Here is a 14133-nt window from a genome sequence, read left to right as displayed (position 1 = left end):
CGCGATCCGTACGGGTTACTTGCGCGCCTCCAGTATCAGGTTGAAAGGCGTTTGCGTGGCGCGGCGGAACTGCTTGAACCCGGCCTCGACAAAGACTTTGCGCAGGCGCATTTCCCCAGCCTGCGCACCGAGCCCGAGGCCGACTTCCTGGGACAGCGAATTGGGCGTGCAGATAAACGTCGAGGCGGCGTAGAACAGGCGCCCGACCGCGTTGAGATTGTCGTCCAGTTTGTCGTTGGCGAACGGTTCGACCAGCAACACCGTGCCATCACCTTTCAGCGACTCATAAGCGTGGCGAGCGGCGCCGACCGGGTCGCCCATGTCGTGCAGGCAGTCGAAAAAGCAGATCAGGTCGTAGTCGCCGCCGGGATAGTTTTTCGCCGTGCCCTCGAAAAATCTGGCGCGATTGCCCACGCCACCTTCTTCGGCCCGTTGCGTGGCGACGGTGACTGACGGCGCATGGAAGTCGAAGCCGACAAACTGCGATTTCGGAAACGCCTGGGCCATGATCACCGTCGAGGCGCCGTGGCCGCAGCCGATGTCGGCAACTTTGGCGCCGCGTTCCAGCTTCGCCACCACGCCGTCGAGCGCCGGAAGCCATTCGGCAATCAGGTGACCTTTGTAGCCGGGGCGGAAGAAACGTTCGGTGCCGCTGAACATGCACGGATGGTGATCGCCCCACGACAAGGCGCCATTGCCGCGCATGGCCTTGACCAGTTTGTCCTTGTCATGGAAAAACGACGCCACAACGCCGAGACCGCCAGCAACGTACACCGGCGAATCCTCTACGGCCAGCGCCAGTGCCTGTTCTTCAGGCAAGCGAAATTGACCGTCAAGGTGTTCCATATAGCCCGATGCGGCATGGGCGCTGAGCCATTCACGCACCAGGCGCGGATTGCAGGTGGTTTTGGCTGCGAGGGCTTCGGGGCTGATCGGTTGGCTGTCGGCCATCGCCCGGTACAGACCGAGTTCTTCGCCGACAATGACATTGGCCAGCATCGCCGCGCCGCCCATGTCGTTGACCAGTTTGCCCATGAATTCGTTGAGCTTCGCCTCATTCATCACGTGTGCTCCTGAAACAGGATCACCGTCCGGCGGCGTTGAATGTCGAGGCAGGCGCCACCGGGCGGTGGTCACGGATTGGGGCAGGGCACAGCAGACGTCCTGCGGCCCCCTCGACTGGGTAATGAATGAGTCTAGTCGGTGTTTTTCTCAGCGTGGCAGCGGCAACTTCAGTTCAGCGCACAACCCGCCACCTTCACGATTGCTCAACAGCAGCGAGCCACCCAGCGCCAACGCCAATTGCTGGGCGATCGCCAACCCGAGCCCGGTGCCGCCGGTATCACGATTGCGCGAGTTTTCCACGCGGTAGAACGGTTCCAGCACCTGCGCCAGTTCGGCCTCGGCGATGCCCGGGCCGCGATCGAGGACTTTCACCGACAGGCTGTTGCCCTGCGCTTCGACCTGCAATTGCGCGGCGCCGGCGAATTTCAGGGCGTTGTCGGTCAGGTTCACCAGCACCCGGCGCAGGGCCTGCGGGCGGGTTTCGATTACCGCTTTGCTTTTGCCGCCGAGCTGCACGTCCTTGCCCATGTCCTGATAGTCGAAGACCAGGCTGTCGAGGAACGAGTCGAGATCAGTACGCCGGCTTTCTTCGGTGGCGCCGTGAACGCTGCGAGCGTAAGCCACGCCTTCGCGCACCAGATGCTCGATTTCGCCGAGATCGCTGCTCAGTTTGTCTTTCTCGACCGAGTCGTCCATGAACTCTGCGCGCAATTTCATTCGGGTGATCGGCGTTTGCAGGTCGTGGGAAATCGCCGCGAGCAGTTGCATGCGTTCTTTCAGGTAGGCGGCGATGCGCGTCTGCATGGCGTTGAACGCCCGTGCCGCATGGACGACTTCGGTCGGCCCTTGCTCGTCGAGCTTGATCGGGTGAGCGTTGGGGTCGAGGGTTTCCACGGCGTTGGCGAGGCGGGTGAGGGGACGGATGGCGATGCGCACGGCGAGCCAGGTGCAGAGGATCAGCAATGCCAGTTGGCCCAGCAGCACCACCGGCAACCACGGCGACAACGGCACCATTGCCGGGCGGATATCGATGGTCACCGGGCTGCCGTCGCTCAGGCGCAGGTGGCCCCGGAAATGTTGTCTCGGACCGCCGGGAACTTCGGTAAACACGATGGGATAAGTGTCGCCGATCGCCGCCGTAATCGAGGCGATCGCGACGGACTTTTCAGCCGAGGTCACCGGCATGCCCGGTTCGCCCTCGTTGAGCAGGTAGCCGTAATTGCGCCGGGCCAGACGCGGCAGCCGGGCCTCGCGTTCGGCGGCGGGCAGGCGATCGAGGATCGCCATCGACGTCGAGACGTCGGTTTCGAGGTTGCCGAGCATGGTGCTTTTCGCGCTCTGGTAACGCTCGTAATACTGCGCGCCGAACGACAGACCCTGCGCCAGAATCAGCCCGATCAGAAAGATCAGCGACAGGCGCGAGGCGAGGGTGCGCGGCCATTGCAGCTTGAGTTTCATGCCGACGCCCCAAGCAGTTCGACCGGCAGCGAGAACACATAACCTTCACTGCGCACGGTCTTGATATAGGCCGGCTCGCGAGCATCGTCCAGCAGGCGTTGACGCAGGCGACTGACCAGCAGATCAATGGAACGGTCGAACAGATCGGCCTCGCGCCCTTGGGTCAAATTGAGTAACTGATCACGGCTGAGCACCCGTTGCGGATGGTCGAGGAACACCCGCAGCAAGCGGTATTCGGCACCGCTGAGGGCAACCATGGTGCCGTCGCTGTCGAGCAGGTGGCGGGCCGAGGTGTCCAGCTGCCAACGACCGAACGCCAGCAGGCGTCCGGCTTCGGTGACCACCAGGTTCGGCGGCAACATGCGTGTGCGGCGCAACACGGCGTTGATCCGCGCCAGCAGCTCGCGGGCGGCGAAAGGTTTGGTCAGGTAATCGTCGGCGCCCATTTCCAGACCGATGATGCGGTCGGTCTCATCGTTGCGCGCGGTGAGCATCAGCACCGGCGTGGCCTTGTGTTTGCCCACGCGCAATTCACGGCACAACTGCAGGCCATCGTCGCCGGGCATCATGATGTCGAGCACGATCAGGTCGACGGTGTTGGCATCAAGGAAGCTGCGCATCTGTCGGCCATCGGCGACCACTGTCGTGCGCAGGCCGTTCTTCTTCAGGTAGTTGCCTACCAGTTCACGGATCTCGCGGTCGTCGTCGACGATGAGAATGTGATCGACATGTTCCATCGGTTCAAGCCTCTGTCAAAGGGGGAATGCCGTGCAGTCTATAGCGCCGCTGACCGCACGCCTGCCTGCCTTTGTATTGCAGTGTATCTGTCGCGACGGCGGATACACACCGACGCAAAATCACGATTTTTTCGGGGTTTTGTATCGCTCTGTATCTACACACTGCATGGATACACAACGAGTGATTCTCGTCCTTTCCTGACACAGACGCGATACCTCGAAGGCCTCAAATAGGCTCCATCGAGGCACACACACAGACCGCCTCGGCTCAAACCCACTGAAGCCTTGAGGACTACACCATGAACAATAAATCCGTATTCGCCGCCTGCCTGTTCGCCGCTCTGAACATCTGCACCCTGTCGGCCCACGCCGAAGCTGACGTCAGCCGGCAAACCTACACCTACGGCACCCATCTGGATATCCAGAAAGTGCTGTCGATGACTGAAGACACTTCCGTGACCTGCGGCATCACCGAGGCGCGCATGACCTACCTCGATTCCGCCGGCAAAACCCGCGAGCTGGATTACAGCAAATTCGCTGACGGCTGCAACAACCAGAACTGAGTCATCCCTACTTTTTCTGCAAGGAGTTTTGCCATGAACAACGTCTCGCGCTTTTTGACCGCAGCAGCCTTCGCCTTCACCGGTGCCGCCGCCCACGCCAACAGTGCCTTGGAGCAGAGCAGCTGCGCCAGCAGCACCTGCTTCCAGCTGACCACGGTCGCGAAGGAGGGCAGCGATGCACTGATCGCCGCTGATGGTTCCAGCCGCACGCCGCAGGGGCAGATGGTTGCCGCTGACGGGTCGAGCCGCACGCCGCAGGGCCAGATGGTTGCCGCTGATGGATCGAGCCGCACGCCGCAAGGCCAGATGGTTGCTGCTGACGGATCGAGCCGCACACCGCAGGGCCAGACGGTTGCCGCTGATGGTTCCAGCCGCACACCGCAAGGCCAACTGGTCGCGGAAAACGGTGCCAGTCGCACGCCTCAAGGGCAGTTGCTCGACGGCCAGACCGCATGAGCCACGGCGTGAATAAAGCAGGCTAGCGAGGGGGCGTTTCCCTCGCTGCCCGGTTGCGTGCCCAGCCCCCCACATTCAAGGTGACCCCGTTATGTACCTCATCGCATTTCTCGGCGGTCTGCTGACCGTTCTCAGTCCGTGCATCCTGCCGGTGGTGCCGTTTCTGTTCGCTGGCGCCAACCGTACCCGCTCCTCGATCCTCCTGACTCTCGCCGGCATGGCGCTGACCTTTGCGCTGATCTCCAGCCTTGCCGTGGTCAGCAGCGAGTGGGTGATTCAGGCCAGCAACACCGGCCGCCACGTTGCCTTGTTCGTCATGGCGCTGTTCGCCCTGTCGCTGATCTCGGCCCGCGTCGGTGACTGGCTGACCAGGCCCTTCGTCGCCCTGGGCAATCGTCTCGATCAGGACACGCGTAAACGAGCCGGACCGATGGGCTCGATCATGCTCGGCGTCGCCACCGGCCTGTTGTGGGCGCCCTGTGCCGGGCCGATCCTTGGGGTGATTCTGACCGGCGCAATGTTGCAAGGCGCCAATGCCCAGACCAGCCTGTTGCTGCTGGCTTACGGCGTCGGCAGTGCCTTGTCGCTGGGAACGTTGATCTTCGCCGGGCGCGGTCTGGTCAATCGGCTGAAACCGTCGATCCCGTTCAGCGGCTGGTTGCGTCGTGGTGCCGGGGTTGCTGTGCTTGCGACAGTCGCGGTGATTTCCACGGGCGCCGATAAGACTCTGCTTGCCAACACCTCTTCCGAAGGCGTGGCCAGCGTCGAGAAAAACGTCCTGGAAAACGTGCCGAAAGTGGTCGACTACTTTGTCAGCAAGGTCCGCGCCGATTCGATGATGGACGAGGCGCGGGGCGCGATGCCGTCGCTGTCGGGCGCTGTGCAGTGGCTCAATTCACCGCAGCTCAGCGCCGAATCCCTGCGCGGCAAAGTGGTGCTGGTGGACTTCTGGACCTACGACTGCATCAACTGCCAGCACACCCTGCCGTACGTCAAAGACTGGGCGAAGAAATACGAGAAGGACGGCCTGGTGGTGATCGGCGTGCACACACCCGAGTATGGCTACGAGCGCATCATCAACAACGTCAAGGATCAGGTGAAAAAACTCGGCATCACCTACCCGGTGGCGATCGACAACGACTACGCAATCTGGCGCAACTTCGACAATCAATACTGGCCGGCGCATTACCTGATCGACGCCAAGGGCCAGATGCGTTACAGCCACTTTGGCGAAGGTCGCTATGCGGAGCAGGAGCAGATGATCAAGCAGTTGCTGGAAGAGGCGAAAGCTCCGGCAGCCTGATCAAAACAACGCAATGGCTCAGAGGTCGCGGACCATGAGCCATTGTGTTTTCTCCCACGCCTGGAAACGCTCCAAAAGCTGCCAGCCGCGTTTACCGTAGTAGTCGTGTTTGTCTTGCGTGTGCAAGTACAACCGCGACACCCCACGCTGCTTTGCTGCCTCGCAAATCCCTTCAATCAGCTGCTCCGCCAAGCCTCGCCCGCGCGCCTCGGGGTCAACGAATACGCAGGCGAGCCATGGGCCGAGATCGGCGCGATCAGCCAAGTCGTTGCGGGCCAGTGCGGCACCACCGAGCAGGCGTTCACCGTCCATGGCAATCAGGCACGACCATTCACCATTGCTTTGGCCCTCGGCAAATTCGCGCTGCCATTGAGCCAGGGGCTGGTCGGCGTATTCGTAGTGGAATTGTTGGTGAATCCACGCCGCGTAGCGATCGCTGTGTTGCATGTGCGCGGCGAGCCAGTCGAGGTGCAGTGACATCGGTCGAGTCCTTTGCGTGGGCGAGCCCGCATCAGAAACCAATCCCGCGACGCTGACAATGCGCAAGGTGTATCAGGTGCTTGACAGATTTGCGCCACTCATCGGCAAAGTGCCGGGTTTATGGGGCTGGCGGACGATTGGCAGGGACGCCGGGCAGCCTCGGCGCGATAGTGAGCAAGCACGGTCCGCGTCGTAGCCTGTGCATTCTCTCTGCCACGGAGCTCGCTGTCATGAGTACCCCGATTGATCTCACTGCCCTGAAGGAACGTCAGAAAGTCGCTTGGGCCAGTGGCGACTACGCCGTGATCGGCACCACATTGCAAATTGTTGGGGAAAACCTCGCCGAGGCTTGCGATCTGCGTTGTGATGAACAGGTGTTGGATGTCGCTGCCGGCAACGGCAATGCAACCCTGGCAGCGGCGCGGCGCGGGTGTGTAGTGACTTCGACCGATTATGTGGCGGCATTGCTGGAGCGTGGTCAGGATCGCGCCCGGGCCGAGCATCTGGAGGTGATTTTTCAGGTGGCCGATGCCGAGGCTTTGCCTTTTCCCGATGAAAGCTACGACGCCGTGTTGTCGACGTTCGGCGTGATGTTCGCGCCTGACCAGGTCACCGCCGCTGCTGAACTGGGGCGGGTCTGTCGTCGCGGCGGACGGATCGGTATGGCGAACTGGACGCCGGAGGGCTTCGTCGGCCAGATGTTCAAGACTCTCGGCCAGCATCTGCCACCGCCAGCGGTTGCACAGCCTCCATCGAACTGGGGCTCGGATGCGTGGCTGCACAAGCATTTCGATGACCGCGATTTTGTCGTGCGCGTGACCCGCAGCCACTTCAACTTCCGCTACCGCTCGGCGGCGCATTTCATTGACATCTTTCGGCACTGGTATGGGCCGGTGCACAAGGCTTTTGCGGTGTTGCCGGCGGAGGCCGGGCAGGCGCTGGAGGATGATCTGACCGAGTTGCTCAACCGATCGAATCGCGCCGGGGAGGCGTCGCTGGTGGTGCCGAGTGAGTATCTGGAGGTGGTTATTACCAAGCGCTAGTCCCCATCGGATCTCCTGATCGATGAAGATCTCTGTGGGAGCGAGCCTGCTCGCGAAAGCGGTGTGCCAGCCAACCTTGATGTTGATGGAACGACCGCATTCGCGAGCAGGCTCGCTCCCACAGGGAATGTGCTTATTTCAAATGGCCGCGATCAAACCACTCCAGCGCCGTGCGCCAGATGCAGATCCCCAGGAAATAAGCCGACATCAGCAGCCACAAGCCCATCACCAGCGGGTTGATCACCGGGTGATTGAGCACCAGCGACAGGCTGCACAACAGCCAGATCGCCGTCACCGCAATATTGATTGGCATGAAACGCCGCACGCGAAACGGGTGCAGGAACTTCATCCGCGTCACCGTCAGCAGCGCCAGCCCGATCACGGTGAGAAAGGTAATCCACGGCCCCGGGCCAATGATGTACAGGCACAGCGCTACCACGTTCCAGGCCGCCGGGAAGCCGACAAAATAGTTGTCCTTGCTCTTCATGTTGACGTTGCAGAAGCAGAACAGCGACGACACCAGAATCACCGACACCGTCAGCAACAGGGTGTAATCGGGCAGGGGAATGTAGCGGTAGATAAACAGTGCCGGGATGAATACATAAGTCAGGTAATCGATGACCAGATCGAGGATCGAACCGTCGAAACTCGGCAGCACCGATTGCACATTGACCTTGCGCGCCAGTGCGCCGTCCAGGCCGTCGACGATCAGCGCAACGCCCAGCCACATCAGGCAATGGATCGGCTGGTTTTCCAGCAGGGCGAGTGTGGCGAGGAAGGCGGTGACCACGCCGGTCGCGGTAAAACCATGGGCGCCCCATGCTTTCAGCCTGGCGATGTGTACGGTTGATATCACGAGGGCGTTCTCCAGAAAGTGAAGCAAGCCGGTTATCGCCCATCATCAGAAAGGGCGTCGGCAAACCGGGTCGGGTTGCAGCTATCGACCGGTTTAGCCGGGATAAGGTTCACCACCCCTGAATCTTAGCTGGCTGGCGAAAATTTTCTCGCGTGGCGATTCAACGGTGATCGGGCGTCAGCCCAACGGTGCTGGCGCTATGGCTGCGTCGGTCTATCGTTGCCTGACGCGATCGGGCCGTGGCCTCGGAGGATAACGTCATGAACACCAGCGATTTGCTTGAACAACTGCTGCGAGGCCAGGCCTCGGCGGGACAACAACGCGGAGCTTCGGCCGGTGACGGCCTGGGCGGTTTACTTGGTGGACTGTTGGGCGGCGGCAGTCAGTCCGGAGCGGGTGGCGCGGCTGCTTCGGGTGGCCTCGGCGGCCTGGGTGGTTTGCTCGGTGGCTTGCTCGGCGGCGGTGGCTTGGGAAGCGCCCTCGGTGGCGGTAGCAGAAGCCGTACCGGCGGGACCAGTTACGCGGCGCTCGCATCGCTGGGCATGATGGCTTACCAAGCGTACCAAGCCTGGCAACGCAGCCAGGCCAGTAACGCGCCGCAGGAGCTGCCACAAACCGCCGACCTGCTCGCCGGCCCGCAAATCGAAACCCACAGCCACGCGGTACTGCGCGCCCTTATCGCCGCCGCCAAGGCTGACGGCCGCATCGACGACGCAGAAAAGCATCTCATCAGCAGCGAAATCGGCAAACACACCGCCGACCCGCAGTTGCAGCAATGGCTCGACGCCGAAGTCGCCAAGCCGCTGGATGCCCGCGAAGTGGCGCAATCCGCTAACGGCGATCCGGCCGTAGCCGCCGAAATGTACCTGGCCAGCGTCATGCTGGTAGACGATCAACAGGACGCCGAACGCAGCTATCTCGATGAGCTGGCCGCCGCCTTGAACATCGATCCCGACTTGCAGGTGCATCTGGAACAGCAGGCGAAAGGGCAAGCCTGACCCGCTGTAAAAATCCCTGACACTCCCAGCCCCGGCCGCTCCATCCGTCCGGGGCTTTTTTACCTCGATTGAATTTTTCCGCCGCCGAGTTGCTCTTCTGCATAACAGAACCCGTCTGCCATCGGTGTGCTCATGAACAGGAACCTCGACGATTACAACCGCATGCGTGATTTTTCCGCGACGTCGGAGCCGGCCGCAGTCAAGCGCTCGGGCCGTAAGTCGGCCAAGGATCATGCCTTGCAGTTCTGCATCCAGAAGCACGACGCTTCGCACCTGCATTACGACTTTCGCCTCGAGCTCGACGGCGCCCTGAAGAGCTGGGCGGTGCCGAAGGGGCCGTCGCTGGACCCGTCGGTCAAGCGTCTGGCGATTCATGTCGAGGATCATCCGCTCGATTACGCGACGTTCGAAGGCAGCATTCCCGAGGGGCATTACGGCGCCGGTGATGTGATTGTCTGGGATCGCGGCGTGTGGATTCCGCTGGAGGATCCGCACAAGGCCTATGCCAAGGGCCGACTGAAGTTCGAGCTGCAGGGCGAGAAGCTCGGCGGCGTGTGGAATCTGGTGCGCACGCACATGCCGGGCAAGAAAGAACAATGGTTCCTGATCAAGCATCAGGACAACGCCGCGCGCCCGCAGGATGATTTCGACGTGCTGGTCGCCGAGCCCGACAGCGTGCTCAGCGAGCGCACGATTGTCGGCAAATCAGCGGCGGCCGCCGATAAGGCCAAACCGGTGAAAAAAGCCCCGGCCAAGCCGCGCAAGCAGGCGTCCGGGCAGCTTACCGGCGCACGCAAGGCCAAGCTGCCGGCGCTGATCAAGCCGGAACTGGCGACGCTGGTTGACAGCGCGCCCGAAGGGCAGTGGAGCTACGAGATCAAGTTCGACGGCTACCGGATCATGGCGCGGATCGATCACGATGAGGTGCAGCTGTTCACCCGCAACGGCCATGACTGGACGCACAAGCTGCCGCAGCAGGCCAAGGCGCTGGCGGCGCTGGGTCTGGAATCGGCCTGGCTCGATGGCGAAATGGTCGTGGCCAACGAGCAAGGCGTGCCGGATTTTCAGGCGTTGCAGAATGCTTTCGATGCCGGGCGCAGCGGCAACATTGTTTATTACCTGTTCGACGTGCCGTATCTGAATGGCGTCGACCTGCGCGATGTGCCGGTGGAAGAACGCCGCGCCGCGCTGAGCACCATCCTCGGTGCGCAGAAAGAATCGTCAACGCTGCGCTTCTCCGAAGCCTTCGAAGAAACCCCGGACGCGCTGCTCAACAGTGCCTGCCAAATGCAGATGGAAGGCCTGATCGGCAAGCGGCTCGGCTCGCCTTATGTGTCGCGGCGCAGCGGCGACTGGATCAAGCTCAAGTGCAAGCATCGCCAGGAGTTCGTCATCGTCGGCTACACCGATCCGAAAGGTGCGCGCAGTGCCTTCGGTGCCTTGCTGCTCGGCCTGCACGACCGTGACAGCGGCGAGTTGCGCTATGCCGGCAAGGTCGGCACCGGGTTCAACGAAACCACGTTGAATAGCATCCTCGCCCAACTCAAGCCGTTGCAGACCAAAAGCGCGGCAGTGGTCAATCCGCCCAGCGGTTTCGAGGCCAAAGGCGTGCACTGGCTCAAACCCAAACTGCTGGCCGAAGTGGCATTCGCTGAGATGACCAAGGACGGCTCGGTGCGGCATGCCGTGTTCCATGGTTTGCGCGATGACAAACCGGCCAAGGACATTACCGAGGAGCGAGCGAAGCCTGTGAAAGCTGCCAAGCCCGAAAAGACCGAAAAACCCAAAAAGACCAAAACCGCCGACAAGCAGCCGGCAAAGAAAACCGCCGCCAGCAAAAAAGCCGAAACCGCGCCTTCGCAAGCAGGTCTGGCCGGCGGCAAGGTACGCATCACTCACCCCGATCGAGTGATCGATGCGGTCAGCGGCACAACCAAGATGCAACTGGCGCAGTATTACGCCAGCGTTGCCGAACACATCCTGCCGCAACTCAAGGATCGTCCCGTGGCCTTAGTGCGTGCACCGGACGGCATCGCCGGCGAACTGTTCTTCCAGAAGAACGCTGATCGCCTGGCCATTCCCGGCATCACCGCCCTGGACAAGGACGTCACCGGGCAGCCAGTGATGATGATCAACAATCCCGAAGCGCTGGTCGGCGCGGTGCAGATGAGCACCGTCGAACTGCACACCTGGAACGCGACGAAGGTGGATCTGGACAAACCCGATCGCTTCGTCCTCGACCTCGACCCGGATCCTGCGTTGCCATGGAAAAGCATGGTTGAAGCCACCGCGCTGACCCTCACTGTGCTCGACGAGTTGGGTCTCAAAGCCTTCCTGAAAACCAGCGGCGGCAAAGGCATTCACCTGGTGGTGCCATTGACGCGCAAGCATGGCTGGGACGAAGTGAAAGACTTCAGCCACGCCATCGTCAGCCACATGGCCAAGTTGCTGCCGGACCGGATTTCAGCGGTGTCCGGGCCGAAAAACCGCGTCGGGCGGATCTTCATCGATTACCTGCGCAACGGCCTCGGTGCCACCACCATTTGCGCCTACGCCGCACGCGCGCGGGAAGGCATGCCGGTGTCGGTGCCGCTGTACCGAGAGGAAGTCGCTGAAATCAAGGGCGGTAATCACTGGAACATCTACAACGTTCACGAGCGTCTGACCGAAGTCGGCGATGAGCCTTGGGCGGACATGAGGAAAACCCGTCAGACCATCACCGCCGAGATGCGCAAGCGCGTCGGCATGAAAAAGTGATCAGGTGTCGCGCAGCAAGTCGTGGGCGTTGAGCAGTTCGAAGGCGATTTGCGGGTGGTTTTCCAGGCCCTTGCGAATCGCCGCCGGGATTGCCGCGCGAGTCTTGCGACACAGGCCTGGCAGCTCGTCGATCTGAATGGCAATGCCGCGCATGGTGCGCACTTCATTGAAACCGGGGGCGACGTCGACACGGATGCCGAGTTGCTCGTACATACGCTGTTGCAGGCGTTTGAGGTCGGCGAGGTCTTTGAGTTGTTCCAGGCGCGCCAGAAGAATTTTTTCCTCAGCGCGGGTCAAGCGCAGGATGCGCAGATCGGCTCCGGGCGTTTCCAGCAAGGATCGCGCCCGCAGATGCAGGCGCCGGGTGGGCAGGGTGAGCGCAAGGGCACGGTCGTCGTCATGGCCTCCATCATAGAGGCCGTCGGACATGTTTGCCTATGTGCACTCAGCGGCCGTCCATCGGCCGCTGCTTCCCTCGTGACTACTGCTGCACGCCTTCGTATTGCACCAGAATGGCGTTGGCCAGGTCTTCATCACTGGCGTTCAAGCCAGGGTTGGCCTGGCGCACCTGTTGCAGTACCGACTCAAGATAAACCCCACGAATGGCCCCGCCGCTGGCAACGAACGCAGACACGTCGTCACGGGCCGGAATGACCATTTTGTCGTCCTTGAAGGTCGAGTACAGCGACGCGGAGACACCTGCCGAGGTGGCGACGTCACCCGCGTCAACGCGGGCCAGCGCCGAACCGACCGGCAGGCAAAGCATTAAAGAAGAAATCAGGACTAACTTGCGCATGACGTGTTCCTCCACAAGCGCTAAGCAAAAAGGGAAGGGACTACATAACGTCAGAGGTGAACGGCGCGCGGGAGTTCCGTGAGCGGTGAAAAGCCGTGAGTCAGCGTTTTCACCGCTCAGTCGGTTCAGATCACCCCACAGGCCATGCGATCGCCGCCACCGCCCAGTGGCTTGGGCATGTCGGAATGGTTATCGCCGCCGGCGTGAATCATCAGGGCGTGGCCCTTGATCTCGGAAATCTTCTTAAGGCGCGGTGCCAGCACCGGATAGTTGGCGACCCCGTCAGCCGTCACATACACCGCTGGCAGATCACCCAGGTGCCCGTCGGCGTAAGGGCCAAGGTGCTTGCCGGTTTTCGCCGGATCGAAGTGTCCGCCAGCGGCCAGTGCTGCGCCTTTGACGCCATCCTTCATGCCCGCTTCGCAGCTGCCGTTTTCATGGACATGGAAACCGTGAATGCCGGCCGGCAATGATTTCAGCTCGGGTGTGAACAGCAGGCCGTACGGCGTTTCGCTGACAGTGACAGAGCCGATCGCCTGCGGCGCGCCGTCGGCGCTGACCAGATTGATTGCGACTTTCTCCGTTGCTGCCTGTGCGGTGCCGATTGCCAACGTGCCGAGCAGACCAAACCACAGTGCGCGTTTCATAAGCGTTTCCTTCAGCTGCATGAATGTTCGTAGCCATGGATTGATAGCCTGCCGGGGTTAACCAGCGATGAAGGCGTTATCCATCGGCGCTGCAAGGTGTGACCGGGTTCACGCTTGAAAAGTTTTGCCGGATTCAAGTCGCCCCTGACATCAGCCGATACGCTCTGTGTCGGCAGTTCCCTGCACATAGGCTTAACTGAAATCCGACAAGCGCAATCCAGCGTGCCCACGGGAGATTCCACGGTGTCGATCAAACTGCGTTTGGTGTTGCTGATTGCGACCAGCCTGCTGACGGCGCTGATCGTGAGCCTGGTCAGTTACGTCGGCAATCTGCGGATGGCCACGGCGGTCGGCGATAACACGGTAAGCATGAGCGCGCTGCGCAATCACATGGAAGCGGACATGATGCACGACGCCCTGCGCGCCGATGTCTATTCGGCGATGCTGGTCGGCCTGGGCAAGAGCACCGCCACCGCCACAGAAGTGCGCGATTCGCTGGCCGAGCACGCCGGGCATTTTCGTGAAGTGCTGGATGACAACCTGAAACTGCCGATCAACCCGCAGCTGCGCACGGCGCTGGAGCAGATCAAGCCGAGCCTCGACACCTACATCAAATCCGCCGAGCAGATCGTCGGCGTGGCGCTGGACAAGCCGGATGCCGCCCAGCAGCAGCTCGGCACGTTCAATGCCGCGTTCAGCCAGCTCGAAGAGCAAATGGCGACGCTCAGCGAATTGATTGAAAGCAACACTCGGCAAACCAGCGAAGGCACCGAAGCGGCCATTAGCAATGCCAATCTGGCCCTTGGTGTGGTGCTGATCGCCAGTCTGTTGCTGCTGCTGATTCAGGGGCGCTGGGTGATCCTGAGTATCATGGGGCCGCTCAAATCCGCCAGCCGCATCGCTGAAAGCATTGCCCATGGCAATCTCAGCGAACCGATTGTTGAACCCGCCGGCAAGGACGAAGCCAGTGTGCT

13 protein-coding genes and 2 pseudogenes are annotated in these 14133 nt (G+C 61.5%); 7 read left to right on the top strand and 8 right to left on the bottom strand.

Translation table 11 applies throughout. From position 1 onward, the window contains the following. Positions 1 to 15: 15 nt before the first annotated feature. The 3 genes from AB4O12_RS10695 to AB4O12_RS10685 all read right to left on the bottom strand — a co-directional run bounded on the left by AB4O12_RS10695 (position 16) and on the right by AB4O12_RS10685 (position 3260). Positions 16 to 1062, bottom strand: coding sequence for a class I SAM-dependent methyltransferase (locus AB4O12_RS10695; RefSeq protein ID WP_122691888.1), 1047 nt, complete (start codon positions 1060 to 1062; stop codon positions 16 to 18). A 150-nt stretch (positions 1063 to 1212) separates the two neighbouring features. Continuing rightward, positions 1213 to 2523, bottom strand: coding sequence for an ATP-binding protein (locus tag AB4O12_RS10690; RefSeq protein WP_460061829.1), 1311 nt, complete (start codon positions 2521 to 2523; stop codon positions 1213 to 1215). Further along, complete coding sequence (locus AB4O12_RS10685) at positions 2520 to 3260, bottom strand: response regulator (protein WP_039762337.1); 741 nt, start codon at positions 3258 to 3260, stop codon at positions 2520 to 2522. Before AB4O12_RS10685 ends, AB4O12_RS10690 begins: the two co-directional genes overlap by 4 nt. 299 nt (positions 3261 to 3559) lie before the next feature. Here AB4O12_RS10685 and AB4O12_RS10680 point away from each other — a divergent pair, with 299 nt between their 5' ends. The 3 genes from AB4O12_RS10680 (at position 3560) to AB4O12_RS10670 (ending at position 5582) form a co-directional block, all read left to right on the top strand. After that, positions 3560 to 3823 carry a DUF2790 domain-containing protein gene (locus AB4O12_RS10680; RefSeq protein WP_016775158.1) on the top strand — a complete coding sequence of 88 codons (264 nt, stop codon included), beginning with the start codon at positions 3560 to 3562 and terminating at the stop codon, positions 3821 to 3823. 33 nt (positions 3824 to 3856) lie between these two features. After that, the gene (locus AB4O12_RS10675) at positions 3857 to 4279 is read left to right on the top strand and encodes a hypothetical protein (protein WP_460061825.1); all 423 of its coding nucleotides are present in this window, start codon (positions 3857 to 3859) and stop codon (positions 4277 to 4279) included. Between the two features lie 91 nt (positions 4280 to 4370). Further along, positions 4371 to 5582 carry a cytochrome c biogenesis protein DipZ gene (locus AB4O12_RS10670; protein WP_460061823.1) on the top strand — a complete coding sequence of 404 codons (1212 nt, stop codon included), beginning with the start codon at positions 4371 to 4373 and terminating at the stop codon, positions 5580 to 5582. An 18-nt stretch (positions 5583 to 5600) separates the two neighbouring features. Here AB4O12_RS10670 and AB4O12_RS10665 read toward each other — a convergent pair whose 3' ends face one another. Further along, on the bottom strand, positions 5601 to 6062 hold the full coding sequence (locus AB4O12_RS10665; RefSeq protein WP_375122338.1) for a GNAT family N-acetyltransferase: 462 nt from the start codon (positions 6060 to 6062) through the stop codon (positions 5601 to 5603). Positions 6063 to 6292: 230 nt separating this feature from the next. Here AB4O12_RS10665 and AB4O12_RS10660 point away from each other — a divergent pair, with 230 nt between their 5' ends. Beyond that, positions 6293 to 7105: a class I SAM-dependent methyltransferase gene (locus AB4O12_RS10660; protein WP_256809297.1), complete on the top strand. Its 813-nt coding sequence runs from the start codon at positions 6293 to 6295 to the stop codon at positions 7103 to 7105. 133 nt (positions 7106 to 7238) lie between these two features. On the opposite strand, the gene pcsA is transcribed toward AB4O12_RS10660, so the two are convergent. Further along, positions 7239 to 7961, bottom strand: coding sequence for a phosphatidylcholine synthase (pcsA, locus tag AB4O12_RS10655; protein WP_039762346.1), 723 nt, complete (start codon positions 7959 to 7961; stop codon positions 7239 to 7241). 260 nt (positions 7962 to 8221) lie between these two features. On the opposite strand from pcsA, the gene AB4O12_RS10650 reads away from it, so the two are divergent. Next, complete coding sequence (locus AB4O12_RS10650; RefSeq protein WP_252876508.1) at positions 8222 to 8959, top strand: tellurite resistance TerB family protein; 738 nt, start codon at positions 8222 to 8224, stop codon at positions 8957 to 8959. Positions 8960 to 9091: 132 nt separating this feature from the next. Continuing rightward, complete coding sequence (gene ligD / locus AB4O12_RS10645) at positions 9092 to 11716, top strand: DNA ligase D (RefSeq protein ID WP_460061819.1); 2625 nt, start codon at positions 9092 to 9094, stop codon at positions 11714 to 11716. Here ligD and AB4O12_RS10640 read toward each other — a convergent pair. The 3 genes and pseudogenes from AB4O12_RS10640 to sodC form a co-directional block, all read right to left on the bottom strand. Further along, a pseudogene (locus AB4O12_RS10640) lies at positions 11717 to 12117 on the bottom strand (hypothetical protein). Between the two features lie 80 nt (positions 12118 to 12197). Further along, positions 12198 to 12512, bottom strand: coding sequence for a DUF2388 domain-containing protein (locus AB4O12_RS10635; RefSeq protein ID WP_016775151.1), 315 nt, complete (start codon positions 12510 to 12512; stop codon positions 12198 to 12200). Between the two features lie 125 nt (positions 12513 to 12637). Continuing rightward, positions 12638 to 13159 (bottom strand): superoxide dismutase family protein, encoded by a 522-nt coding sequence (gene sodC, locus AB4O12_RS10630; protein ID WP_056789153.1) that lies wholly within the window; start codon positions 13157 to 13159, stop codon positions 12638 to 12640. Between the two features lie 222 nt (positions 13160 to 13381). Between sodC and AB4O12_RS10625 the strand changes: the two are divergent. Then, positions 13382 to 14110, top strand: a pseudogene (locus tag AB4O12_RS10625) (MCP four helix bundle domain-containing protein); the annotation flags it as partial. Positions 14111 to 14133 lie beyond the last annotated feature (23 nt).

It is taken from the genome of Pseudomonas sp. S2_A05, from assembly GCF_054668485.1.
This window is presented reverse-complemented; position numbering and strand designations above follow the sequence as displayed.

Coding starts and splice junctions, on each gene's coding strand:
- AB4O12_RS10695 (WP_122691888.1), bottom strand. CDS start 1,062: ATGAATGAGGCGAAGCTCAACGAATTCATGGGCAAACTGGTCAACGAC.
- AB4O12_RS10690 (WP_460061829.1), bottom strand. CDS start 2,523: ATGAAACTCAAGCTGCAATGGCCGCGCACCCTCGCCTCGCGCCTGTCG.
- AB4O12_RS10685 (WP_039762337.1), bottom strand. CDS start 3,260: ATGGAACATGTCGATCACATTCTCATCGTCGACGACGACCGCGAGATC.
- AB4O12_RS10680 (WP_016775158.1), top strand. CDS start 3,560: ATGAACAATAAATCCGTATTCGCCGCCTGCCTGTTCGCCGCTCTGAAC.
- AB4O12_RS10675 (WP_460061825.1), top strand. CDS start 3,857: ATGAACAACGTCTCGCGCTTTTTGACCGCAGCAGCCTTCGCCTTCACC.
- AB4O12_RS10670 (WP_460061823.1), top strand. CDS start 4,371: ATGTACCTCATCGCATTTCTCGGCGGTCTGCTGACCGTTCTCAGTCCG.
- AB4O12_RS10665 (WP_375122338.1), bottom strand. CDS start 6,062: ATGTCACTGCACCTCGACTGGCTCGCCGCGCACATGCAACACAGCGAT.
- AB4O12_RS10660 (WP_256809297.1), top strand. CDS start 6,293: ATGAGTACCCCGATTGATCTCACTGCCCTGAAGGAACGTCAGAAAGTC.
- AB4O12_RS10650 (WP_252876508.1), top strand. CDS start 8,222: ATGAACACCAGCGATTTGCTTGAACAACTGCTGCGAGGCCAGGCCTCG.
- ligD (WP_460061819.1), top strand. CDS start 9,092: ATGAACAGGAACCTCGACGATTACAACCGCATGCGTGATTTTTCCGCG.
- AB4O12_RS10635 (WP_016775151.1), bottom strand. CDS start 12,512: ATGCGCAAGTTAGTCCTGATTTCTTCTTTAATGCTTTGCCTGCCGGTC.
- sodC (WP_056789153.1), bottom strand. CDS start 13,159: ATGAAACGCGCACTGTGGTTTGGTCTGCTCGGCACGTTGGCAATCGGC.